The sequence below is a fragment of the Paenibacillus anaericanus genome, assembly GCF_003994475.1.
GTDB lineage: Bacteria > Bacillota > Bacilli > Paenibacillales > Paenibacillaceae > Fontibacillus > Fontibacillus anaericanus.
The window spans coordinates 41853-66227 of sequence record NZ_RZNY01000026.1 but is presented as its reverse complement, the minus strand read 5'-3'; the positions used below and the strand labels follow the sequence as shown (position 1 = coordinate 66227).

Genomic DNA, 24375 nt, shown 5'->3' with positions numbered 1-24375 from the left:
GGTGGATTGGAGTGTCCAATTGGATTAGGGGGCTATATAGATAGGATACGTTATTTACTATATAAGGCGCTGATTTATCCGTATATTTGGCGAATAACGGAACTCATGTCCGCAAAGTGTGAATTTTGGGGCATTTATGAGTAAATAGCGTACTCAGTGTCCGGCTAGCCGCACAGGGGATCTTATACCACATGTTTTTAAATCAAAGAGATTAAAAAAAGAGACAGTCCCAAGTTATGATTCGTAACTGTTGGGACTGTCTCTTTTGTGTTTTCTATAGTCGTTTTCGTTTGTAAAAGGCTACGAACAAGCAAGACAATATGAGTATAAGAAGGGATATCCCCGCCGTGATGATATTGTTGGAATTATCCTGTTGCTGCACTGATGGGTCTCCACCAAAACCACCCCATTGTCCACCGCCGTTACCCATATCCATAGGTCTGTCACCTTGACCACGGCCACCACCAAAACCGCCTTGAGGAGCTAGGCCCGTCGCATCGGCGCCCTGCGTGGCAGGAACGCCTTGAGGAGCTTGGCCCGTCGTATCGGCGCCCTGCATGGCAGGATCGCCTTGCGAAGCTTGGCCCGTCGCATCGGCGCCCTGCGCGGCTTGATCGCCTTGAGGAGCTTGGCCCGTCGCATCAGCGCCCTGCGCAGCAGGAACGCCTTGAGGAGCTTGGCCCGTCGCATCGGCGCCCTGCGTGGCAGGAACGCCTTGAGGAGCTTGGCCTGTCGCATCAGCGCCCTGCGCGGCTAGGCCCCGAGCGCCGCCTCTCATACCACCGCCACCACCCATGCCACCGCCACTACCGGAACCATCACCGGATGAAGCAATCGTACCGTCAAGTTGCTGAGATATATTCTCTACTTGACTAGCATTAGTCGCGATCAACTGGGTAACGCCTTGTTCATATTCCTCATATGTGTAAAAGGCACTTGGATCAGCCTTTACATAGGATGAGATCATGTTAGAAAGTTCTTCAACTTTGGCGGTGAAGGTGTCATTCTCAAGAAAACCTTCCACGGCTTGCTTAATGATATTGTGGTACATTTCCTTGTACTCATCGACCTCCAACAATTTAGCAACTAAGGGACGTTCAGCAACCGCACCTTGCGTAGGTTCATCGATTAGAAGATTCGTTTTGCTAAGTCCACCGCCATTGGCTGCTTTTGGATCGAATCCATCGGGAATTTCCGGAGGAGTCTGTCCATCACCAGTTGCTTGATCAGGAGGAGTAGGAGCTCCATTCGGAGCATTGCCCTGATCCACCGCAGTATCTCCAGCAGCATTGTCGGGAGCTACCATAGCACCTCCTGCTGCCTTGTTGTTATCTCCAACCGCATCGCCTTGATCTACCTTGCTGTCGCCAGTTGCGTTATCAGGAACTGCCGTATTACTAGCGTCGGTGTCCGTTTTGGCTCCAGCTCCAGGTCGTTGCCCACCGAAACCACCGCCCATTCCACCACCTGCCATTCCTGAGAAGGCCATATTGTAGTCCCAAGGGAGGACGGAGAAGATACCATCGTCTTCATAGAGGTAGTAATTTTGTTTGTTACCACCTATATAGCTGTCCGTGTTATTTGTAACGACATTTAGCGCAATGTATTTTAAGGCTTCCTCGACGTCAATGTACTTCTCATAATCAGAACCATTATTAAGTTCATTGATCATATCGATGAGGATGTCTCCATTAGTGGTGTCTGATTTAAGCACCAAGCCGGTATAGGAATCTGGATTATCATCTATCCAGAGCAAATCACTTCCGCTTCCGGTCATTTCTCCTTTATATAACGCCCCGTAGGAATTACCAAAATTCCGCTCTAAATAGGCGTCACCGATTTGCTCGACAGCTAAATAGAATCCCCACAGTTCATCATTGATGTATATATTGACAAATGAATGCTTAGGAGTAGGAAGCCCCATCGTTTCTGCTAGCTCATAGGTGAGAAATTCACGCATACTTGTTGCATCACTATAGTTATTATTTAGATTGATCTTGCTTATTCCACCCAGCGTTTGATTTACAAATTCGTCGAATGAGAGCTTGAAGCTGTATCGATCCGAATCCGTCATTTGAACCACGCTGCGTAGACTTAAGTTTCCTTTTGTGCGAATACCGACATTATCGAAATGATGTCCGTTATAATCAACGGAAGCGGTCTTTATTTCTTCGTTACTCGCATTGTCGAGCATGTCTTGAAACTCATCTTCATCGATGGTAATTTTGACATCAACGACTTTGTCCTTGGGAAAAACTTCTTCATCCAGCTTCTGTTCTTCGGCTGATACTTTGGTTTCTTCTGTTGTACTTGTTGTGTTAGTACCAACGGTGGTAGAGGAGGTATTCGTTACTTCGCAGGCAACGAGTCCAAAGATCAGCAGCAAGGAGCATAGACAGAGAAGAAGCGAGGACCACTTTGTTTTCATCTTCTTCACCCCCACTGATTAGGACACGTAGTCCCCGTTATAGCTGATCAGTACCACGTTCTTGACACCACCAAGTTGCGAAATCTGGTTAACAAAACGTCCTTCATTATCGCGAAGACGAACTTCAAGCGTAATCTCGATATTGCCTGCAGAAACTGTTTTTTGTTTCACATTATAACGTTTGACGAGTGAACCAATTTGGCTATGAACCAATTGTTCGCTTTCATCACCTGTGCAGTTAATGACAAGTAGGTATGGTGTATCTGTTGATGTATTTTTAATAAAGAAGAACAGAACTAAACCAATAATCACCGATCCGATAGCAGCCAAGGTAAAGAACCCTGCCCCAGTCACGATGCCTGCAACAGCAGCCCAGAATAGGAAGATCAAGTCTGTAGGATCTTTAATAGGTGTTCTGAAGCGGACAATCGACAGGGCACCGACCATACCGAGGGAAAGGACTAGGTTAGAACTGATAGCGATGATAACCATAGCAGTTACCATAGTCATACCTATGAGCGAAACGTTGAAACTCTTGGAATATAGCACACCGCTAAATACTCGTTTGTAGAGAATGAAGATAAAGAGTCCAATAATAAAAGAAATTCCAAGTGTGATTAAGATTTTGGCTATACTGATATCTGTCGAGAAACTACTAGTGACAGACTTTTTTATGATATCTCCAAAGTTTACTGTTGTATCTGTAGTCGTTGTATCCATTAATTAATAATCCTCCCATGTGTTGGTTTTTAAATACTTGCGACAAATGACATACTTCGAAGCGGACTGTTGATTTAGCCCCTCAAGCTGCAATGCAGCTCGGATATATTCCGGAATGTATTCATCATATTTCACTTCAAGAATGATTAAATGATCATCGATCGCAGGTACAGAATTCAAGGCTTCGTCAAAAATATCAGTGGAATTCAGTCCGGTTCGGAGCTCTTTGTCAAATGTGATTCGTACATTGCCGTTGTGACAAACGTAAGGTTCGCGTACATAGTCGACAATTACTTTAGGGCGCAGTAAGTTGTTTCTCATCTCGTAATATAATTCTCTCAACAAAGGCTTGTCTGGAACGTTTAACACCTCAAAATTTCCACTGACGATAGAGTTGTACATATCCCGCGTCAACGGTTCTTTTAACTTTGCGATGTAATCATTAAACTTAACTTTTTTCTCAAAATGGATCAGGTTGTCCGAGTTGTTGTAAATTCGAATCCTATATTTGGCCCGATCACGAATCCCACCCAATTTTTCATGAAGAGCCGTATTGTTGATATCATCGAAATATAGGCTTCGAATATGATATTCTCCGGTAGGTCCTACATGGGCGTCCTGCTCTACAATACTTTTCAGCCTTTGGCGTATGATAAAATATTGCTGGCGATTAATCATAAACTTAAGCTCGTGGCGATATTTTAATTTCGTGTTCACTAATACACCTCATTTCCGTGTGAAGATCAAAGTTCCGCCGTTTGTTACATAACCCATCCTAACTGCCCTTCCTGATTTCTTACTTAAGGCTAACTGAAAGTAAACTGAAAGTTTTTACACAGCGTTGACAAATCAGTATAGGAGGATATGGAATTTGACATTCTTAGAGAAGTAGAAGTATCTTTATTCTCATACAAAGGGAGGGAATGGATTGAACATAAGTCGAGAGTCTTACTGGATCATATTCGTGTGTATTCTCTTGATCGCTGGAGTAGTAGTAATTCAAAGATTTCAATCAGAAACCACCGCGATTCCTAAGTCTTTGGTCACTACGTGGAAGGAAGATGCGCGTACAACTAGGGCCTTTACCTGGTATACAGAGGACCCCGAAATACAAGGAGTAGTAGAAATCGCTAAAGGGACTAATGCAGCAGATTTAAGTGCCGAAGGTGCTTTGAGATGGACTGCTAGTTCTACGTCAATCGATACTGGAAATGGTAAGAAGCAAGGTGTCCATAAGGTGAATATTACGGGCCTGGAACCAGGAACGGAGTATATATATAGGGTAGGCAGTGGGGAAAGCAATGGTTGGAGTCAGCCAGCAGTTTTTAAGACAGAGGAAGATGAAGTCAAGACATTCACTTGGATTAATGTGACGGACACACAAGGGGAAACAGAAGCGGATTTTGAGTTCTGGGGCCAAACATTAAATCAGGCATTTAACCTATTTCCGGATGCACGCTTTATTGTACACAACGGCGATTTAACAGAAGAACCTGAGGACGAGGCGGGATGGGACTATTTTTTTAGTAAAGTAGATAAATGGCTCAATCGAATCCCACTTTTTCCAGTTACGGGTAATCATGATGAAGTAGATGGTGTTGCTGAGCGTTTCACGTCGCACTTTAATTTACCAGACAACGGGGCGGTAGGCTCCATTCCTGGAACAACGTATTCGATGGATTACGGGAATGCTCACTTTGTATTTCTCAATACGGAATCAGGCATTAAAGCACAGAAAAAGTGGCTACGCGAGGACTTGAAGAATAATGATAAAGATTGGACCATCGTGGCTATACATCGGCCGGCATACGGCGGTAATACCTATGAGAAAATAGAAGATTGGGTGAAGATATTCGATGAATATGGCGTTGATCTGGTGCTGCAGGGTCATAATCATGAATACTCCCGTTCCCATCCTTTGAAGAATGGGGAAATCGTAGATGAAGGTCAGGGGACAGTGTATGTCACTACGAATACAACAGGTCCAAAGTTCAATGAAAAGAAGAGCGATCAATATTATCAAGCTGTGCATTTTCAGAATAATAAAGGGATGTTTGCTGGTATTACAATCAGCGATAACACGTTAACGTACGAGGCTTATGATGTAGATGGTGTTAAGCAAGATGAATTTATTTTGAAACATGATAAATAATAATGGCCGGATAATCTCGCAGGTGGAGATTTCCGGCCATTTAACTAATTATTCGACGGAAATAGCGTGAATGCCACCGATCTTTCTCATCTCTGAGATCATTATGTCAGGTTCCATCGATCTTGGAACAATGATTTGAACTTGGACTTCTATTTGATCTGCTTCACCTATGGGAAGCCTTTTCTCTAATAAAGTCATTTTTTGAGTCTTGATCGTGAAGTTGTTTAACCGATTACAGACACTATCAAGTATATCTTCAGTAGCGGTTGCTTGGATAGTAAGGGTCCGGATTTGTTTGCTTTGTAGGAAACGGCGTTCTACTTTGTTGAACATCCACAATATAATCAGCACCAGACAAGTAACGGTTATCGCAGCAAAATAAAATCCAGCACCAATGGCAAGTCCCATAGCAGCAACAACCCAAAGAGAAGCTGCTGTGGTTAGGCCTGTGATCGATTTGCCTGTGAACAGGATCGTTCCTGCTCCAAGAAAACCGATCCCAGTAATCACGGCGGTCGCAAGCCGAGCAGGGTCAAGCCGTACGTTCGTTTCACCAATAAAATCAGAGAAACCATAGATGGATAACATCATGATCAAGCTAGAACCGAGACATACGAGAATATGAGTTCTAAAACCTGCAGGGTGGTTATTGTGTTCACGTTCGAATCCTATAAGTCCACCCATCAGGACAGATAATAACAGGCGAACCAAGATGACACTATTACTAATGAACCAGGGGTTGCTCATGATGGATACTCCTTCTCTCAAAACCTATAGAAAATTAATCCTTCTCACACATAGATTAGAGAGAAATCATAGTTCTTTGTCTTTGATTAAATATGGCCCATTCGCGGTAGCCGACTTCAAGTAAATGTTTTCTTACTTCCTCGAAATGGTCTCCAACACGTTCAGGTTCATGGGCATCGGATCCAAAGGTCACTTTTACACCGTAATGTAATGCTCTTTCCAAAAGTACTCCATTAGGAACCCAATGCTCATCAGAAGAATTAATCTCGATGACGATATCATTCTCAGCTATGGTTTGAAGCGTCTCATCTGCGATTTCTGTTTGATACGTTTTGTAATCGGGCATATAGCGGTCCAAGGCATCCACATGTCCTAAGATGTCATATAATCCTGATTTTGCGGACTGAGCAACATGATAGTAATAACTGTTCTTTAAGTCGAGTTTACCTTGGTTGGTTAATTGATCCCAATGTTCGGAATCATAGAGGCCAATCCCAGCGAATTCATGCACTGAGCCAATAACATAATCGAACGGATAACTGGCAAGGATTTTGCGATATAACCCTAAACAATCAAGAATAAAGTCAGCTTCTACACCAAGAAGCACGTCGATTTTTCCGGCAAATTCTTGCTTTAGTTGAAGCACTTCATTTACATAATTGGGAAACTCGCTTTTGGCCATACACCCACCTGGTGAAGGATGATCTTCTTGTTCTGCGAATAATGGTAAGTGATCTGCAAGACCAATGATTTGTAAATTGTTCTCGATAGCGGCTGTAACATATTCCCGTAAAGTTCCTGTAGCATGACCACAACGTTCGTGGTGAGTATGGAAATCAAATCTCATAATAAAAATCCTCCGTATCCATATTTAAATTTGTTTTTTGATTCACTATCCTTTGGAGCCGGAAGTGACGATGCCTTGAATAAAATATTTCTGAGCCATGAAGAAAAGAATTAATAACGGGAGAACAGCTACTACGGATGCAGCCATTAATAATTGCCATGGTGTTGCTCCATAGGCCGCTGTGAAATTAGCTAACCCAAGGGATAGTGGATATTTACTCCCGTTGTTTAAATAGATGAGTGGTCCGAACAAATCGTTCCATCTCGACATCATTTCCAACACCGCAGCGGTAGCTAGAGCGGGAAGCGATAGCGGAAGCATGATCCGGTAGTACATGACAAACCGGTTTCCACCATCAATTTTTACTGCCTCGTCTAGTTCTCTGGATATTCCCATATAAAATTGACGCAATAGAAAAATGGTAAATGCACTGGCCGTAAAAGCAGGGACAACGAGTGGTAAGTAGGAATCAGTCCAATTCAACTCGTTAAATATTAGGTATTGCGGAATAAGTGTAACTTGGCTTGGAATCATCATGGTGCTGAGGACTAGTGCAAATAAGATAGTACCACCACGCGCACGCAACCGCGCAAACGCGAACGCAGCGAGGGAAGAAGTCAGTACGGTTCCAAACACCGTCACACATGTGTACCAGGTTGAATTCCACAAGTAGTTGCCCATAGGAGCATCGATAAAAATTTGTTTGTAGTTGCTCCATTGAATTTTAGCTGGAATCCAGGTCATCGGAATTTTATGGATTTCTCCTAATGATTTAAGGGAGGTTAGAATCATCCATAATAACGGAAATGAGAACAATAGGACGCCCCCATATAACAGTAGATAAACAGCAACTTTCGAAACAGGACGCAACTCGTTATATGCGTATGTTTTTCGTTTCATGAGTAATGCGCCTCCTATTTCTTAGCTTCATATTCATAATGGACATGTCGTTTCGAACCACGTAGTGTGATTAAGGTGAGGGCAAATATGATTGCAAACAAGATCCATGCTTGAGCGGATGCGTACCCCATACGGAATTGCTTGAAGGCAGTATCGAACAAGTAATATACATAGAAGTAGGAGTTCCAATCGGGCCCGCCCTTGGTAATGACGTATGATTGAGTGAATACCTGTAACGATCCAATGATGCTGATTATGGTGTTAAACAAAATAACGGGAGAGAGTAAGGGCAACGTAATTTTTGCAAACATTCTGAGCTTACTAGCCCCGTCAATTGATGCTGCTTCGAACAAGTCAGCAGGTAACGATTGTAGCGCGGCAAGAAAGATAACCATTGTTCCTCCAGAAGCGGTAAGCTGCATAAGAACCATAGATGGAACTACTGTTGCCGAGCTGGTAAACCAGCCGGGTCCCTCAATGCCAAACCAATCATAGAGTAAGGAATTCACGACCCCAAACTGTGGATTGAGAAGCCAAGACCATAGGAAGGAGACGGCAACTCCGGATATAATACTTGGGGCGTAGTATAGTGTTCTTAGCAGTGCCTGGCCCCGAACTTTTTGATTAAGCATTACGGCGATGACCAGAGAAGTAACAATTGTAAATGGAACCGCTAGTAAACTGTAATATACAGTTACAAATAAAGATTTATAGAATAGTCTGTCTTGGAACAACACGCGGAAGTTATCAAGACCCACAAATTTTGGCGAAGATATGACATTATATTCTGTGAAGCAGAGAAGAAGGGATATCAACATCGGGCCACCTGTGAAGAGTATGAAGCCAATGAACCAGGGAGCAATAAACAACCAAAAAGATCGTTCTTCCCGTTTCACTTCCTTTGACAGTTTTACCACTACTACACCTCCGTTACTTAAGGACCCGTGATGAGGTGGGTCCTCAAGTTAAATTGTTCGCGAGTTATTTGCTGCTAGTCTAATTTAAGTGAACGGAGATTTTGGTCCAGTTCCTTGAGTCCGTTATCGATACTCTTCTTGCCATTCCATACGGTAGACATCGTTTGTTTCATCGTTTCAAAAATAGTGTTAAATTTCACGATGAGATGGTTCTCCGCTTCACGGCCGTATTTGATTGAACCTTCGTGAACTTGTTTGAAGTCAGCTGGTTCCATTCCGATTTGTTTGCCCATTTGTTCGTACCATAGTTCAAACAGACTGGAGTCAGCTGGAGTTCTGCCTACTTCGTTCATATAACGGTAAGCTCCTCCGCCTTCTTTGGGATCTGCGAGATGTCTGACAAATTCCCAAGCTTCATCTGGATGTTTACTGGATTCCGAGATACTCCACGGATCCACGTAAAGTGTTACTTTTCGTCCTTCATGATAAGGAACCGCGGCTACGCCCCAATTGAATTCGGCGCTTTTGTAGGAGCCGAGTCCCCATCCGCCAGTAATATACATAGCTACTTTTCCTGTTAGGAATGGATCACCAAGTTGTGCAGAAGCATCTACCGTTTGTTGATCCGGAGCCACTTTGTATTTATTGATTAAGTCGACATTAAATTGCAATGCCTCAATATTGTTTGGATTAAACAGGTCTGGCTCACCCATTAAAGCGGTTTCATAAGCTTCCGGTTTGAAGAAATCTCCTCCAAATGACCATGCCATGGCGTTAGGGCTGAGCGCACTGGAGAATCCGAATACTTGCTTGCGAACGTTCCCGACATCATGGGTTAATTTTCCGGCAACCTCTAGCATTTTATCGTAGTTCCAGGAGGTGTCGTCCCAATCTGTCGTTGGATAAGGAAGGTTAGCTTGGTCGAATAAATCTTTGTTGTAGTATAAATAGGTGGCATTACTTACAAGGGGAATACCGTAATTTCTGCCATCGATTTTGTAAATGTCGAGAAGGTTAGGGTCCATGGTATCGAGTTCCTGCGCACCTTTTTCTATATATGGCGTCAGATCTTTAAGAGCTCCCATCTTCATATAGGTAGCAAAACCACTGTCTGCTTGATTGGGGTTCCATACATCAGGGGTTTTGCCGCTGGAGATCATAGTCGTCAACTTCTGGTCGAATTGATCGTAAGGAATATTCTCCAGACGGACCGTAATGTTGGGATGTGTCTCTTCGAAAGTAGAAACCATTGCATCCTGCCAGGCCTTTTTATCTGGATCTGCAGCCATAGCCCATACAATTTCTACCTTTTGGTTGCTTTCTACCGAATTATTGTTGGAGTTGCCAGAAGTCTCCGACCCTGGCTTGTCCGAGCAAGCACTTAATAAAGCTGATGTTGCTAAGATAAGAATCAGACCCACCATAGTATTCTTTTTTATGAATGATTTTTTCATTGTGCCTCACCTCGTAGTTTACTTTTTTGTTGGCAATTCAAGCACAAGCAATGATAACTTTACTTTATTATTTCTCGTATCTTGACAGATCACCGCCCCTTCTATCCTTTGTCTTGAAACAAACTATAACGTATGATAATATCATTTTCATCACATATCTTACTTGGTTTTCGTTTTTTCTACATATATTATCTTACAAATTTTAAATATTTAATTGGAGTGAGGGAGTGAGTATAATGGAATCTGATTTTTATGAAGCCGCCTTATTTCACATTGACCGGGAGAAGAAACTATACTCAAGCATGCCCTCACGTCATTATCATAATGGTTATGAAATATTCTATTTGGTTTCGGGGGATATTTGCTATTTTATCGATGATAAAGCTTATCAAGTGGTTGGTGGTGTACTTGTAATCATTAATATGAACGTGATCCATAAGCTTGTTAATTCAAGTGGGGAATCTTTCGAGCGTATTACGTTGGAGTTTAAGAAGGAATTTATGGGGGGGATTTTTCCCGATAATCAATTTATCGATGTATTGTCCAGCTTTGCCAAGGGGTTGCCATTGATCAATCTATCGGGACAGGAACAAGGTTTTATTGAGAAACGATTTGACAAGATGATTCATGAATATACTCAGAAACCTCCTGGATATGAATTTTATCTGAAAATGCTGTTATTCGAGCTCCTGCTATTTATTTATCGTAAGATGGATTCCATTCCCGATCCTCCTTTGAGCGAAGTTAACCTAGTGCACAAAAAAATATTTGAAATCGTAGATTATCTCAATCGTCATTACGATGAGCAGCACACGATACAACAAATTTCACAAAAGTTTTATATCAGTCCTTCGTATTTCTGTAAAACCTTCAAAGAGAATACGGGATTCACATTCACTGAGTATCTCAACAATGTCCGAATTAAAGAGGCATGTACGCTTTTGACTCACAGGAGTGATAAAGTAGCTGTGATTGCGGAAAGAGTAGGGTTTGAGAGTTTGACTCACTTTGGGCGTATCTTTAAGGAAATCACGGGGATGGCTCCGTTAAAATATCGTAAAAATTATAAGGTTTAGAAAGACAGTAACGGCATTTATATAAGTGTGGTAGACGATAAAGGGAACCCGAAAGGGTTCCCTTTATTATTAGTAATCCGATATCCTACATGCAATCAACAGGACTAGGAAATATTTTGATGAAGGGGAGCTTTTCTACTTAACTCCGTGCATTCTCGAAATGCAAAATGTTTACACCCACTGCATTTATCAACCTGAATCAGGTTAATTGCAGCGTCTAATGCATCTCCCGTTTGTTCGAAGATACGATCTTCACCGATGATGGCGAGGGTTCCTGTCTTACTCAGAAGTGCACGTGGCTGCGGTTGAATTCCCGATACAATCACGGTTACTGCTTTGTGGTGTAGACGCTTGATGAGTCTAGTGAAATTGGCTTCGCCCGTCGTATCCATGAATGGAACCTTGCCTATACGAAGCATGACGACCTTCTGATGTCTCCCCGTTAACTGGAGTCCGGAGTCTTCGAAAGCTTGGGAAGCGCCGAAGAACAAGGGGCCCTCAACGTTGAATATACCGATTTGTGGACAATCGTGATCTTCTGTTACCATATGTGCTTTGATTTTCTCATTAGCAGAGGAAGGGTCGGGTAGCACTTTGTCTACCGTTAACGTTTCACTCATTCGTTTGACAAATAGAAGCACAGCCAGGATTAAACCAACCTCTACCGCGGTAGTCAAAGTGGTGAATACGGTCAGTAAAAAGGTAACAACAAGAATGATAGAATCCCCACTACGTGTCTTTAACATATGAGCAAAGGACTTGCGCTCACTCATATTCCAAGCTACGAGCATAAGGATCGGAGCCATGCTGGCTAAGGGAATTCTTGAAGCGTAGGGAGCAAATAATACTACGACGAATAACACAATAATGCCATGGATGATTCCGGAAAAGGGTGAAGTAGCTCCACTCTTAATATTAGTTGCCGTCCGTGCAATGGCGCCAGTGGCTGGAATTCCTCCGAAAAAGGGAGTGACGATGTTAGCAATTCCTTGCCCAATCAATTCACGATTACTGTTATGGCGTGTCCCGGTCATTCCATCTGCCACAACAGCTGAGAGTAGTGATTCAATACCACCGAGCATAGCGATAATGAGGGCGGGTTGAATCATCAGGACAATGCGATCCCATGTCAGTGAAATGGGGTGAAAGCCCGGTAGACCACCGGGGATAGCTCCATAGGCACTGCCGATCGTTGTGACTTGGCCAGGGAATAACCAAGCGGCAGCTAGCGTGGAGACAATGATGCCTATTAATGAAGCAGGCACCTTGGGTAGGTATTTAGGCGTTAGTACAAGCGCAGCCATACAGATGCAGGCAGTCAAGATGCTATATATATTCAGAGTAGGAAGGCGCTTGATAATCTCTGCCATGTTGGGTAAGAAGTATTCGTGTCGCCCTACTCCTGTAAGCCCGAGAAAATTGGATATCTGACCGCTAAAGATGGTTACGGCAATCCCTGCAGTAAATCCAATCGTTACAGGACGTGGAATGAACTTAATTAATGCACCAAGTCGAAATACACCCATCAGAACGAGGATGATGCCTGCAAGAAAACCGGCGATTAATAAATTTTCATAGCCGTATTGCAGTACGATTGCCAGTAAAATAGGGATAAATGCCCCGGTAGGCCCGCCAATTTGGAACCTTGATCCTCCGAAGAGCGATATAAGAATTCCTGCGATAATGGTGGTGTATAGTCCGTATTCAGGCTTCACTCCTGAGGCAATGGAGAAAGCCATTCCTAGCGGAATAGCAACGATCCCGACAATACAGCCAGATATCAAATCCTTGCGAAACGCATCTGCAGAATAACCACTAAATCGTCCTGTCCACTTCATTTTCTGTAACCCTTCTTTTCTAAGTTTTCTTTTTTCATTTTGGAACATAAAAAAGAGTCCCCGCTGCCAGCGGAGAAACATTGGGTACCCTAGTTCTGTTTACGCATATCTTCAAGGAGTGTAATGGACTCCACTAGATGGTTATCAAATATTTGCCGAGCTACCACGAGTAGATCACTAATCAGTGGATCTCTGAGTGAATAGACGACCGTAGTGCCTTCCTTGACGCTGTTGACCAAATTTTTAGCGCGAAGAACAGCAAGCTGCTGAGAAACTGCTGAACCTTCTGAACCAAGGATAGTCTGAAGCTCATTCACATTTTGCTCTTTCTGACTTAGCACCTCTAAAATGCGAATACGCATGGGGTGAGCCAGCGCTTTGAAAAACTCAGCCTTAAACTGTTGAACGCTTCGATCCATTTCATATATCTCCTTATCAATCATGCTATATTCATATATCTGAAACTTTGAATATTTGAACAAATATTATATTAACACAACTCCGATCTCATTGTAAGTGAGAAATGTAATACGAGGAATAGATCCCTGTCACTATTTTGGCGATTTCTTTGTATTTACGGTATGATATAGGGAGAAGCTAAGGGTATTACATGTTGTAACTTTATGCTTCTTTTAATAGTTTGAAGGAGGAAATTTATCGATGAGTATTCATATTGCAGCCAAACCAGGGGATATTGCGGAAACGATATTGCTACCAGGTGATCCACTTCGTGCCAAGTATATTGCTGAAACTTATTTTGAGGATGTAGTTTGTTACAATGAGGTTCGCGGTATGCTCGGTTTCACCGGAAATTATAAAGGCAAGAGAATATCTGTTCAAGGATCAGGAATGGGAATTCCATCCTTTAGTATTTATGCCAATGAACTGATCACACAGTATAATGTACATAATTTGTTCCGTGTGGGTACATGCGGTGCAATGCAGGCAGATGTGCGTATTCGAGAAGTTATACTGGCGCAAGCTACTTGTACCGATTCCTCAATGAATCGCCATATATTCGGAGGTTTTGACTATTCTCCGATCGCTAGTTTCCCATTGCTGCTCTCAGCTTATGAACTTGCAGCTTCACGTGGGCTTAACCCTCATGTTGGGAACGTGTTTAGTTCGGACATGTTCTACCGTGATGATAAAACCTATGTACAAAAGCTGATGGATTACGGGATCCTAGGTGTTGAAATGGAGACAGCAGCACTGTACACGCTAGCTGCAAGACACAAAGTAAATGCATTGTCTATCCTTACCGTTAGCGATCACCTGATCACTGGTGAAGAGACAACGTCAGAGGAACGTCAGACATCATTCAACGATATGATCCAAGTTGCTTTGGACACAGCAGCAGCACTTTAAGTGCAAATGTAAAGTTTAATTGTAATAACAAGAAGACCGCTTACGAGGGTTATCCCAGTGAGCGGTCTTTTTGTTGCGGCAATAGCTTATCCTGGGTCTACTTCTTCATGCGAACGGCTTCCATATTTTCGTGTGAGTACCAATCCGAACAACATACCGATAAATGACATGACGGAAATGATTAGGAACAGTGCTTGCGCGCCCAAAGTTTGATAAATAGCTCCACCAGCATAGGAAGCTATAATTCCCGATACCCCGAAGAAGAGAAGGGCCAGAACGGTTTGTCCTGTCGCACGCCATTCCTCTGGAACTATACGGTACAAATATTGAATTGCTGCGGAGTAGAAGATCGGAAACGTAAGTAACTGTAGAACTTGTAAATATGCCAGTAGGTGGGGATCCGTAATCCACACTGAGATGAAAAATCGCAAGAAATAAAAAGCAGCAGCTATGGAGATGATGATCAGTTCTTTACCTTTTCGTAACCACCAAAAGCTTAAAGCGAATACCGCAATCTCACTGATTGCTGCGATAAACCAGGCTTGCCCGACTAACTCAGTACTACCACCTAGTTCCAAAATGTAAACACCGAGGAACGTATCGTTCATTCGTGCAGGAACAGAACATATGAAGACAAGGATAAGGAACAATAACGTTTCCTTGTTACTTAGAAAATTTTTCAACGATTTTACTGTAACAGGCTTCCCAGTGACAGGAGCATCAGGTATTCCTAAGATCACGATAAAGCTAACTAGTGCGACCCCAGTAAAGAGATAAGCTAAACTATTTGCACCCAGATAAGACATGATATAGCCTGAGCACAAAGCCATGACTCCATAGCCCAATGCGCCGTAAGTCCGGATCGATCCGTAACTAATTCCGGCAGATTCAGACAATCTAAAGTTTAAACTTTCGGTCAGAGGATCAATCGGCATTAGGAAGAAATATACCAGCATAGCAAATATGATGAGCTCAATATAACTATCAGATGCAAATAACATATATCCCAATGCACTGGAGCACAACAGTAGTAGCATTAGTACTTTGCGTACTGTCCTAGTTCGATCACTAATCATGCCCCATAAAGGCTGAGCAATTATCGTAATGATGCCTCCGCTACCAATGATAAATCCAATTTGGGCAGGAGTTAATCCTTGCTTATCCAAGAACACGGGCAGAAACGGAATGAACATAGCGAGTAGAGCAAAATATAAGAAATTAAACGATCGTAGTAGTCTGATTGATTTCATAAGGTTATATCCGATCTCTTGTTTATTTGACTAGGCGTTCAGCGATAGTCAGTCAAAATATTGTACCATGGTGAGCTGATTTGAAAAAGCTTATAAGGACGTATTGAGAGAAAAGAACCTAGCATGGAGAATTTTATATATTTATATAATTGGAACTAAAATTTAGCTATAATGTGAGTTGGCATTTAACTAGACCTTTCAAGGAGCATACTCAATGAACCAGAATACTCAGTCAGCAAGATCATTTCAAATCTTTTATATTATTGGTATTATCGCTATTTCTTTTTCTTCTATCTTCGTACGCTGGTCAAGCGCTGAGGTGTCGGTCATTGCGATGTATCGCCTTTATTTGACGAATTTACTCATGTTGCCTTTATTGTGGAAATACCGTGACGATATACTCCGGTTAAGTAAGAAGCAATGGCAGCTCTTAATATTATCAGGTATTATGCTAGGTCTTCATTTTCTGTTGTGGATGGGATCTCTACGCTTAACGTCAGTTGCCAGCTCAACTGTTATATTAACACTGGAACCCATTATCGTGATGTTTGGTTCCTTCTTCTTGTTTGGTGCCCGGATTAACCGAGCCATGATCATAGGGATGAGTATAGCATTGGTCGGCTCGATAGCCATTGGATCGGGTGATTTTAAATTGTCCGGCGAGGCACTCAGAGGTGATCTGCTGTCTCTACTCGGAACGATTGCCATCGCCGCCCATTTACTTGTAGGAAAGTATGCACTGAAAGAGATGAAAGTATTTGTTTACAACTTTTGGGTTTTTGCGATCGCAGCTACATTATTAGCTATGTACAATATCTTTTACAGCATCCCGTTTACCGGCTACGCTCCAAAAGAATGGGGCATTTTCTTGCTGCTCGCCATCGTTCCTACGTTATTCGGACATTATTTATTCAATTGGCTGATGACATTTATTAGCGCCGCTGCCGTGTCGATGGCCGTATTGGGGGAGCCTGTATTTGCTTCACTACTGGCTTGGTTATTACTTGGAGAAATACTTACCCCGCTTCAGCTTGGAGCAGGCGTACTTATTTTATTAGGCGTGTGGATATTTATCAAATATGGTAAAGAGATGCCTAGCCAAGCAGAAGTAGAGGCAAAATTGGAAGTTGAAAGTAGCGAATCTGTCAGCTTACTTTGACAATGATAATCACTATCAATTAATATGGACATATACTTCATTTATTCTGAGATGATTATTTCGTAGGAGGCGATGTACTTGTTCATTCAAACGAGAACGATAGTGGTCGAGAAGGGAAATAGCGATAAAGTGGTTTCCAGATTTAGTGGAGAGAGTCCACTTGATAACATGGAGGGCCTTATTGATATCAGTATCATGGTGAATAGAAAGAGTAAAGAACATGAAGAGGTCGTTGTCGTTATTCGCTGGGAATCCCAGGATGCTTGGAAGAACTGGGAGAAGAGCGATGCACATATACAAGGGCATCGTGATAAGAAAAGCCAGCAACCGCCTTCTTATATCATTAGTACAGTGGTTAATATGTACGATGCGGAGATTGTTAAACGGGGCAAAGCCTTTCCTACATTTAATCTATAAGATGATAAAGGGAACTGTCCGGATAAGTAGTTATCCAGGCAGCTCCCTTTTTAGTTTTAAGCCCAGCTCCCTTTACGAAATACCGGTTCCATTGTTCCGTCGGCCAGTTCACCATCAATTTCTAGCTCAGCAGAGCCGATCATGAAATCGACATGCGTCAGGCTGACGTTGGCTCCTCTTGCGAGTAGCTCTTGTTTGCTTAGTTTGGTTCCGCCCTCAATGTTGACAGGGTAAGAGCTACCAAGCGCAAAGTGGCAGGACGCATTCTCATCAACACCCGTATTGTAGAATACCCGGTTCATGCGAGAAATGGGGGAATCATAAGGCACAAGTGCCATTTCACCAAGATAAGATGCGCCTTCATCGGTATCGAGCAATGAAGTCAAATGCTCTCGGCCAGATTCTGCATCATATTCGATTACTTTACCATCCTTGAAAGTTAACTTAATGCCTTCGACGAGTCGTCCGTTCAAATTAAGTGGTAGCGTACTTGTCACGGTGCCGTTCACACCTGTACGGTGTGGCATGGTGTAAATCTCTTCGGTAGGCATATTAGCCACGAAATAAACGCCATCTTCCTTCTCATCGCCGCCACCGAGCCACAAATATCCTTCTGGCATCTCAACATGCAGATCCGTTCCAGGTGCACGATAATGTAGGCTCTTGTAACGTTTCGTGTTCATGTAATGCTGTCTTTTCTTCAGTTCACCAATATGCTCACGCCAAGCCGCTACTGGATCGTCATCGCCCACACGGTTCATGAGGAATACAGCATCCCACATGGCCGCAACTCGATCTTCTTCCGGTAAGTCAGCGAATACCTTATTGGCCCAAGCTCGTGTTGGAGCTTTAATTAATGACCAACTCACTTTATTACTACGTACATAACCTTGATATTTCTCCCGTGCGATCGCAGCTGCCTTTACAGCCGTGGATACCTTGGATGAATCGATGCCGCGGAATAGTTCAGGATCAGGAACCTTAATATGTAAAATGGCTCCGCCACCCTCGGCGAGTTGCTCCATCATGTCGGCCTGCCATTTCGGATAGTAGCTGAAAGAATCATCAGACGCCTTCTCATACCGGATGCGTGTAACCTGTTCATCTTCCCATTCCACTTGAACATATTTGGCCCCAGCTTCATAGGCTTTAGACACCACTAAGCGTGTAAAGTCTACAGTCTCCAAAGGGGATTGAACGATCAGGACTTGCCCTGGCTGAATATTAACGCCTACTTTGATGACAAGCTCTGCATACTTCTCTAACATAAGCTGAAAATTTTTCATCATACATTCCTCCATGAAGATAAAAATATACCAAAAAAACAAATGCTGCAACTTCATACGCTACACGCACCGAAACAATTTTTCGGATAAGTGAACAGAAAATATGGCGAAAAGATAACCATTATCAGGAGTGAAGACTTATCAGAAAGATTAAAAATAATTAAAAATTAATTTATTGTTGGCACAATATCTTGATTTATGTTTTTATTATATAGACAGATATAGATATTAGGAGGATGGAAAGTTGGAAGCAACTATGCAAGGAACATCTGAGATCAACAATAAGCAACTTAAAGTATTGCCTATTTTGATTTCATTATTACTGAGTGGATTTATCGGTATGTTTAGTGAAACTGCGTTAAATGTCGCCTTAAGTGACTTAATGCAAATCCTCAGTATTACGCCGGCAACGGCACAATGGTTAACTACAGGTTACCTACTAACGTTAGGTATTCTTGTTCCGGTCTCAGGTCTTTTACTTCAGTGGTTTACAACTAGACAGTTGTTTATTACATCACTTTGTTTCTCCATTTTAGGTACAATATTGGCCGCCCTAGCTCCATCTTTTGAGGTCTTGCTGCTGGCAAGAGTGGTTCAAGCGATTGGAACTGGCTTATTATTGCCACTTATGTTCAATACCATATTGGTAATCTTCCCAGCGGAAAAACGTGGTGCTGCAATGGGAATGATTGGTCTAGTTATTATGGTTGCACCAGCGATCGGACCAACTGTTGCAGGACTTTTGATTGAGAATCTTAGCTGGCACTGGATCTTCTGGTTGGCTTTGCCTGTCCTTATTATTGCACTTATTTGTGGCATTCTATTTATGCAGAATGTAACGAAGATTACGAAGCCCAAAATTGATGCGCTATCAATCGTGTTGTCTTCTATTGGATTCGGTGGTATTGTCTTCGGTTTCAGTAGTGCAGGGGAAAGTGAAGGATGGGGTAGTCAGAAAGTTATCATTGCAATCATTGTAGGAGCTGTTTCGCTAATTCTATTTGGGATTCGCCAAATGATGATGAAGCAGCCAATGATTAATCTACGCGCATTCAGATTCCCGATGTTCTCTGTCGGGGTGCTTATGGTGTTTCTTTGTATGATGATTATTCTATCGTCTATGTTGATTCTTCCTATGTATTTGATTACAGGGCTAGGGTATACAGCGTTCAAAGCGGGACTGCTCTTACTACCAGGTGGTATTATTAATGGGATTATGTCACCGATCATGGGACGTTTGTTCGATAAATATGGACCAAAGTGGCTGGCTATCCCAGGTCTAATCATTGTTACTGTCGCGATGTGGTTCTTCTCCAGTATTTCAGTAACCTCAACCAACGCATTCATAATTGTACTGCATAGTACACTGATGATAGGGGTTTCTATGATTTTCATGCCATCGCAAACCAACGGGATTAATCAGCTTCCTCGTGAATTATATCCTGATGGTACGGCCATTATGAACACATTACAACAAGTGGCGGGTGCAATTGGCACGGCGCTTGCCGTTAGTGTTATGGCAGCAGGTCAGAAGAGCTATCTGCGTGGTGTTACGAACCCAGAAGATCCAGCAAATCTACTTCCGGCATTCACACATGGAGTGCAAGGCGCATTCATCTTCGGTATGTGTGTCGCTATTGTGGGTCTGATCTGTTCTTTCTTTATTAAACGAGTTAAGGTGGAACACCAGAAATAATGATGATGTGAAGAAACAAAAGGAGTGGTGCATACCTAAGCGTATGTGCCACTCCTTTTTTGTGCTTGTATAGGTAAATCCTATTGAGATCATACGTTTTGTATATTTCTGTTTATTCTATAACAACAGTAATATAGGGAATAACTCTATTTTCAAAGAATGGTGGAGATGAGATGAGCGACTTATTAAAGAGACAGTTTGATGCTGTAGCACAAAATTATGACCTTCAGCGTCGGCAGCTAATACCGTGTTTCGATGATTTCTACAGCATGGCGGTATCTGTAGTCAACACAGAGCAGCAGGCCCCGCGAATATTAGACTTAGGAGCGGGAACAGGACTTTTCTCATCGTATGTGCGTCAGAAATACCCGGAAGCGTCGTTAACCTTAATAGATCTGAGTGAAGAGATGTTGAAAGGGGCTCGTCACAGATTCAGAGATGATTCTCACGTTCAGTATATTACAGCAGACTTTGCGACTTATAATTTTGAGGGGCAGAAGTATGACGTTGTCATTTCTTCGTTAGCTATACATCACTTATCCCATCAGGATAAAAGAACACTGTTTCTCAATGTATCTAATCTCCTGACGGAGGGTGGGATCTTCGTTAATGCGGATCAGGCCTCGGGTTCCTCACCTTATTTCGATCTTTATTATAAGGAGCAATGGGAGGATACCATTCGCCGGAATGGCCTAACTACTGAAGTCTTAGAATCCGCAATAGAACGAAGAAAGCTAGACCGAAATGCATCTGTAAACGATCAACTCCAATGGTTGCTTGAGGCTGGGTTTACCGAGTCAGATTGTATCTACAAATATCATGAATTTGCCTTATTTTATGCACGGAAATAAGTAAGCAACACAACCTAAACCATTTACCGCTCTAACAACTGCTGTTTTTGCTTAATCAGTTGCTTAAACTCTTGATCCAAGGATTCGTACGAGGAATCTCCTGGCTTGAATTTACTTATCTCACCAAGTAAGTAGGCGATTCGATTTTCAATAATCATTCGTTGTTCATTTAACTCTTCCTTGTTGTCTTTGACTGCCGCTTTCTTCTGATCCGCTTGGGCCTTATATTCCTCAAAACCAACCTCAACCTTTTGTATCTTCCCATTCGAAAATACGAGCATTTTGTCACAGGTTTGCTCAAGAAAGTATCTGTCATGGGATACTAGGAGCAGGGTGCCGCTGTAAGAAGACAAGGTCTTCTCTAATTGTTCCCTAGTGGCAAGATCAAGATGATTCGTCGGTTCATCGAGAATGAGCAAATCTTGCTCTTGCATAATTAATTGAGCCAGCTTAACCCGTGTCCGTTCGCCGAGACTTAACTGCTTAATCGGTTTCTTCAACATAACTTCATTAAATCCCATACCTGCGAGCAATGTACGGGCTTTGCTAGACTGATCACGAAGGGGATGCGACTCCTCAATAAGATTTAGTACCGAACGCTCGGGGTTCAAATCCGTAACGTCCTGGGTTAAGTAGGAAATATTAGCGGTTGGACTAACCCAGAGCTTTCCCGAATCGACGGACTCCTTACCAAGGATCATTTGAATTAGAGTCGTTTTACCGGAACCGTTGGGTCCAAGTAGCCCGATTTTCTCCCCACGTTGGATGTAAAAGGAACTGTCACGAAACAGAATTCTATCAGCGTAGGCTTTACTAATCAGCCCTGCCTCAATAATACGTCTACCACGCTTCACTGGATTATCCCAGTCAAAGGATACTTTGGTTTCTTCTTTCGGTTTTTTAACACCTTCGATTTCAATTTTCTCCAGACGTTTGATTCGCGACTTGACCTGGTTATCCATTTTCTTCGCTTTGACTCTATAGTACTCTTTAAATCCAACGTGTTTATCTGCCTTTTTGGTCGATTCACGATGGGCTTTAGATGACCAATTTTTAAGTCGCTCGATCTCCGTTTCAATCTTTTGTTCGTATTTTCTTTGCTCTTCGTATTGGTGAATTTGGCTTTGAAGTCTTCGATTTTTCTCTTCGCGATAAAATGTATAATTACCGGGATAGTTCGTCGAGACCCCATCTTCAATTTCAAGGATTCGCTCTACAGATTGATCTAGGAAATAACGATCATGGGAAATGATCAACGTTGTACCGTTATAAGTTTTTAGTTCGTTAATCAGCCATTCGACGCCCTCAAAATCCAAATGATTCGTAGGTTCATCTAGTATGAGGAAGTCAGGCTGAGAGGCCCAAATATGGGCGATGGCAAGCTTCGTTTTCTCCCCACCACTTAATCCGCTTAAACGTTCTGAATTCCACTCCTGGACCTTTTTTAATCCGAGATGGCTAGTTAGTTCAAGAAATTCGCTCCCCGCGCTGAATTCATCGTTGTCACTAATCATATTGTAAAATGTATTGACCGTATAAGAAGTGGATTGCAACAGATAACCCACCTTCATCTGCTGACGGTGATAGGTAACGCTACCTTCATCTGGCTGGATGCTACCAAATAAGATGTTAGCCAGTGTTGTTTTTCCAGCGCCATTTATACCTACCAAACCTATTCGATCACCACTTGCGATATCAAGATGAATATTCTTAAGAGCTATCATTTCGCCAAATGTTTTTTTAACACCGCGACAGTTTATTATTGTCATAAAAATCACCACTTTGCGTTTAGTTTACAATCTGCAATGAGGGACTTGTAACTCGTAGACAACAAAAAAACCACAGGCTGCACCTGTGGCGTTGGGTATGCGGAAATAAGAAAAAATCCACCTCTTAAAGAGCCATAAAGGCAAAGAGGGTGTGGGGATCCGCAGTGCTCAGCAACCTAAATAAGGGCTGATACTGGCGGAAAAGGAGTATTCTCCTTTAGACACACGTTTCCTATTCCGCTCCGCGCACAGGCAGAGCATCAATCGTCGTCATATCGAATTACATGAGCGACACGGAATTAGGTCCACATGATGTCTAAATAGATACCTCCTAAGGATTCACAATTAAAACCATTGTAACATGAATTTTAACTTGTGCAACTGAGTCGACTATGATCGAGGAAGAATCCTAGTTAGCTACTTATAAAAGCGACCGCGAAAGCTGCTCGGTGATTCTCCGGTCCACCGCTTAAATTGTCTGCTGAAATGGGCGATATTGTTGTAACCAAGCTTTGCGGAGATCGTTTCTATCGTCAGCTCAGGGTCCATCAGCAGCAATTTGGATTTCTTCAGCATTAATGTAGACATATATTGACGAGGTGACACGCCGTAGACAGAGGTAAACATCCGATTAACGGAAGACATGCTGTATCCGATCTCTGCGGCAATAGACTCAATTGTCTCAATATCTTGTCCTTCTAAGCGTTCATCCTCAGTTTGATCGACAGCAAGTTCAAGTCTTGCAGCAATTTGTGACGCTACTTGGGACATACGAGGGACGGTCACGCTACTGTCCCGTTTGGAAAGTGTGCCACTGATCCCAGCGAAGAGCTCGAACAGAGCAGATAGGATCATCATGCGAGATTCAACCCGCTGGGCTGCCTCATCTTTTGTTAATTTGATCAACTTATCTAAAGCAGGCTGAATCGCAGTCGCTAAGTCGCTATTCGAAGCGTGAAAGTATGTTTTATTACGACAGAGAAGTTCGCGGAGGACCCGTTCATCCACATCAAAATGCAGACAATAATAGGTCATATTCTCCTTACCAATCGCTTTACTTTCATGGACATCACCCGGACCTAGCAGCATGATATCCCCTGGATTTTGTATATAGCTTGTTTGATTGACGATCATTTCCTGTGTTCCCGATAGTACTAAATTCACTTCAAAAAGTGGATGCTTATGAATAGGATACTTCCAATTTCGGTCAACAGCATGCCAATGTGCAGCAAATAATCGGAAAGTTGAATCCATGTCGGGGAGTAAATACTTTTTTCTCATATGCTCAGGTATATCTTCCATAATGACTAACTCCTTTTATGAGATTGAAAGTTAAATCAATATTTCGATTGATTTGGGTAAAATAAATCGTGGTATGGATATGGGATCAGAGTATAATCGTTGATATTATGTAATTATAATACCATGAAAGATTGCACTTATATATTTGGAATAAGGGTAAATAAACCAGGAAGTTAATTCAATTACATTCATGAAGGA

The 24375-nt window shown here is 42.5% G+C and carries 21 protein-coding genes; 7 read left to right on the top strand and 14 right to left on the bottom strand.

Annotated elements, in window-relative coordinates:
• Positions 1-274 precede the first annotated feature (274 nt).
• The 3 genes from EJP82_RS28040 to EJP82_RS22470 are packed head-to-tail and all read right to left on the bottom strand — an operon-like array spanning position 275 to position 3865.
• Positions 275-2428, bottom strand: a complete 2154-nt coding sequence (locus tag EJP82_RS28040) for a CotH kinase family protein (protein ID WP_170220275.1) — start codon at positions 2426-2428, stop codon at positions 275-277.
• Positions 2429-2446: 18 nt separating this feature from the next.
• Positions 2447-3148, bottom strand: coding sequence for a DUF4956 domain-containing protein (locus tag EJP82_RS22475; protein ID WP_127194311.1), 702 nt, complete (start codon positions 3146-3148; stop codon positions 2447-2449).
• Positions 3149-3151: 3 nt separating this feature from the next.
• Positions 3152-3865 (bottom strand): polyphosphate polymerase domain-containing protein, encoded by a 714-nt coding sequence (locus EJP82_RS22470; RefSeq protein ID WP_127194310.1) that lies wholly within the window; start codon positions 3863-3865, stop codon positions 3152-3154.
• Between the two features lie 211 nt (positions 3866-4076).
• Between EJP82_RS22470 and EJP82_RS22465 the strand changes: the two genes are divergently transcribed.
• Positions 4077-5300, top strand: a complete 1224-nt coding sequence (locus tag EJP82_RS22465; protein WP_127194309.1) for a purple acid phosphatase family protein — start codon at positions 4077-4079, stop codon at positions 5298-5300.
• 48 nt (positions 5301-5348) lie between these two features.
• On the opposite strand, the gene EJP82_RS22460 is transcribed toward EJP82_RS22465, so the two are convergent.
• From EJP82_RS22460 to EJP82_RS22440, 5 genes are all read right to left on the bottom strand, one after another.
• A complete protein-coding gene (locus EJP82_RS22460) occupies positions 5349-6047 on the bottom strand; it encodes an MgtC/SapB family protein (protein ID WP_127194308.1) in 699 nt (232 codons plus the stop codon).
• Positions 6048-6102: 55 nt separating this feature from the next.
• Positions 6103-6894 carry a histidinol-phosphatase HisJ family protein gene (locus tag EJP82_RS22455; protein WP_127194307.1) on the bottom strand — a complete coding sequence of 264 codons (792 nt, stop codon included), beginning with the start codon at positions 6892-6894 and terminating at the stop codon, positions 6103-6105.
• 45 nt (positions 6895-6939) lie between these two features.
• The gene (locus EJP82_RS22450) at positions 6940-7794 is read right to left on the bottom strand and encodes a carbohydrate ABC transporter permease (RefSeq protein ID WP_127194306.1); all 855 of its coding nucleotides are present in this window, start codon (positions 7792-7794) and stop codon (positions 6940-6942) included.
• Positions 7795-7808: 14 nt separating this feature from the next.
• Entirely contained in the window at positions 7809-8711 is a 903-nt protein-coding gene (locus EJP82_RS22445) for a carbohydrate ABC transporter permease (RefSeq protein WP_246054393.1), read from the bottom strand.
• 74 nt (positions 8712-8785) lie between these two features.
• Positions 8786-10165 (bottom strand): ABC transporter substrate-binding protein, encoded by a 1380-nt coding sequence (locus EJP82_RS22440; RefSeq protein WP_127194305.1) that lies wholly within the window; start codon positions 10163-10165, stop codon positions 8786-8788.
• A gap of 236 nt (positions 10166-10401) precedes the next feature.
• On the opposite strand from EJP82_RS22440, the gene EJP82_RS22435 reads away from it, so the two are divergent.
• On the top strand, positions 10402-11241 hold the full coding sequence (locus EJP82_RS22435; protein ID WP_127194304.1) for an AraC family transcriptional regulator: 840 nt from the start codon (positions 10402-10404) through the stop codon (positions 11239-11241).
• 104 nt (positions 11242-11345) lie between these two features.
• Here EJP82_RS22435 and EJP82_RS22430 read toward each other — a convergent pair whose 3' ends face one another.
• Together EJP82_RS22430 and EJP82_RS22425 are read right to left on the bottom strand one after the other, a co-directional pair.
• A complete protein-coding gene (locus EJP82_RS22430) occupies positions 11346-13079 on the bottom strand; it encodes a SulP family inorganic anion transporter (RefSeq protein WP_127194303.1) in 1734 nt (577 codons plus the stop codon).
• 89 nt (positions 13080-13168) lie between these two features.
• Entirely contained in the window at positions 13169-13498 is a 330-nt protein-coding gene (locus EJP82_RS22425) for an ArsR/SmtB family transcription factor (protein ID WP_127194302.1), read from the bottom strand.
• A gap of 241 nt (positions 13499-13739) precedes the next feature.
• On the opposite strand from EJP82_RS22425, the gene deoD reads away from it, so the two are divergent.
• Positions 13740-14447, top strand: coding sequence for a purine-nucleoside phosphorylase (gene deoD / locus EJP82_RS22420; protein ID WP_127194301.1), 708 nt, complete (start codon positions 13740-13742; stop codon positions 14445-14447).
• A gap of 86 nt (positions 14448-14533) precedes the next feature.
• On the opposite strand, the gene EJP82_RS22415 is transcribed toward deoD, so the two are convergent.
• Positions 14534-15697, bottom strand: coding sequence for an MFS transporter (locus tag EJP82_RS22415; protein ID WP_127194300.1), 1164 nt, complete (start codon positions 15695-15697; stop codon positions 14534-14536).
• A gap of 214 nt (positions 15698-15911) precedes the next feature.
• On the opposite strand from EJP82_RS22415, the gene EJP82_RS22410 reads away from it, so the two are divergent.
• On the top strand, positions 15912-16856 hold the full coding sequence (locus tag EJP82_RS22410; protein WP_127194299.1) for a DMT family transporter: 945 nt from the start codon (positions 15912-15914) through the stop codon (positions 16854-16856).
• Positions 16857-16934: 78 nt separating this feature from the next.
• Complete coding sequence (locus EJP82_RS22405; RefSeq protein ID WP_127194298.1) at positions 16935-17273, top strand: antibiotic biosynthesis monooxygenase; 339 nt, start codon at positions 16935-16937, stop codon at positions 17271-17273.
• Between the two features lie 56 nt (positions 17274-17329).
• Here EJP82_RS22405 and EJP82_RS22400 read toward each other — a convergent pair whose 3' ends face one another.
• The gene (locus EJP82_RS22400; RefSeq protein ID WP_127194316.1) at positions 17330-18559 is read right to left on the bottom strand and encodes an aminopeptidase; all 1230 of its coding nucleotides are present in this window, start codon (positions 18557-18559) and stop codon (positions 17330-17332) included.
• A gap of 256 nt (positions 18560-18815) precedes the next feature.
• On the opposite strand from EJP82_RS22400, the gene EJP82_RS22395 reads away from it, so the two are divergent.
• Positions 18816-20255, top strand: a complete 1440-nt coding sequence (locus EJP82_RS22395; protein WP_127194315.1) for a DHA2 family efflux MFS transporter permease subunit — start codon at positions 18816-18818, stop codon at positions 20253-20255.
• Positions 20256-20428: 173 nt separating this feature from the next.
• On the top strand, positions 20429-21106 hold the full coding sequence (locus EJP82_RS22390) for a class I SAM-dependent methyltransferase (RefSeq protein ID WP_127194297.1): 678 nt from the start codon (positions 20429-20431) through the stop codon (positions 21104-21106).
• Between the two features lie 23 nt (positions 21107-21129).
• On the opposite strand, the gene abc-f is transcribed toward EJP82_RS22390, so the two are convergent.
• On the bottom strand, positions 21130-22875 hold the full coding sequence (gene abc-f / locus EJP82_RS22385; protein WP_127194296.1) for a ribosomal protection-like ABC-F family protein: 1746 nt from the start codon (positions 22873-22875) through the stop codon (positions 21130-21132).
• 417 nt (positions 22876-23292) lie between these two features.
• The gene (locus EJP82_RS22380) at positions 23293-24177 is read right to left on the bottom strand and encodes an AraC family transcriptional regulator (protein ID WP_127194295.1); all 885 of its coding nucleotides are present in this window, start codon (positions 24175-24177) and stop codon (positions 23293-23295) included.
• Between the last annotated feature and the right edge of the window lie 198 nt (positions 24178-24375).

Excerpts from the sequence above, each read along its gene's own strand:
- EJP82_RS28040 (WP_170220275.1), bottom strand. The coding sequence starts at position 2,428 with ATGAAAACAAAGTGGTCCTCGCTTCTTCTCTGTCTATGCTCCTTGCTG.
- EJP82_RS22475 (WP_127194311.1), bottom strand. The coding sequence starts at position 3,148 with ATGGATACAACGACTACAGATACAACAGTAAACTTTGGAGATATCATA.
- EJP82_RS22460 (WP_127194308.1), bottom strand. The coding sequence starts at position 6,047 with ATGAGCAACCCCTGGTTCATTAGTAATAGTGTCATCTTGGTTCGCCTG.
- EJP82_RS22455 (WP_127194307.1), bottom strand. The coding sequence starts at position 6,894 with ATGAGATTTGATTTCCATACTCACCACGAACGTTGTGGTCATGCTACA.
- EJP82_RS22450 (WP_127194306.1), bottom strand. The coding sequence starts at position 7,794 with ATGAAACGAAAAACATACGCATATAACGAGTTGCGTCCTGTTTCGAAA.
- EJP82_RS22440 (WP_127194305.1), bottom strand. The coding sequence starts at position 10,165 with ATGAAAAAATCATTCATAAAAAAGAATACTATGGTGGGTCTGATTCTT.
- EJP82_RS22435 (WP_127194304.1), top strand. The coding sequence starts at position 10,402 with ATGGAATCTGATTTTTATGAAGCCGCCTTATTTCACATTGACCGGGAG.
- EJP82_RS22430 (WP_127194303.1), bottom strand. The coding sequence starts at position 13,079 with ATGAAGTGGACAGGACGATTTAGTGGTTATTCTGCAGATGCGTTTCGC.
- EJP82_RS22425 (WP_127194302.1), bottom strand. The coding sequence starts at position 13,498 with ATGGATCGAAGCGTTCAACAGTTTAAGGCTGAGTTTTTCAAAGCGCTG.
- deoD (WP_127194301.1), top strand. The coding sequence starts at position 13,740 with ATGAGTATTCATATTGCAGCCAAACCAGGGGATATTGCGGAAACGATA.
- EJP82_RS22415 (WP_127194300.1), bottom strand. The coding sequence starts at position 15,697 with ATGAAATCAATCAGACTACTACGATCGTTTAATTTCTTATATTTTGCT.
- EJP82_RS22410 (WP_127194299.1), top strand. The coding sequence starts at position 15,912 with ATGAACCAGAATACTCAGTCAGCAAGATCATTTCAAATCTTTTATATT.
- EJP82_RS22400 (WP_127194316.1), bottom strand. The coding sequence starts at position 18,559 with ATGAAAAATTTTCAGCTTATGTTAGAGAAGTATGCAGAGCTTGTCATC.
- EJP82_RS22395 (WP_127194315.1), top strand. The coding sequence starts at position 18,816 with ATGCAAGGAACATCTGAGATCAACAATAAGCAACTTAAAGTATTGCCT.
- EJP82_RS22390 (WP_127194297.1), top strand. The coding sequence starts at position 20,429 with ATGAGCGACTTATTAAAGAGACAGTTTGATGCTGTAGCACAAAATTAT.
- abc-f (WP_127194296.1), bottom strand. The coding sequence starts at position 22,875 with ATGACAATAATAAACTGTCGCGGTGTTAAAAAAACATTTGGCGAAATG.
- EJP82_RS22380 (WP_127194295.1), bottom strand. The coding sequence starts at position 24,177 with ATGGAAGATATACCTGAGCATATGAGAAAAAAGTATTTACTCCCCGAC.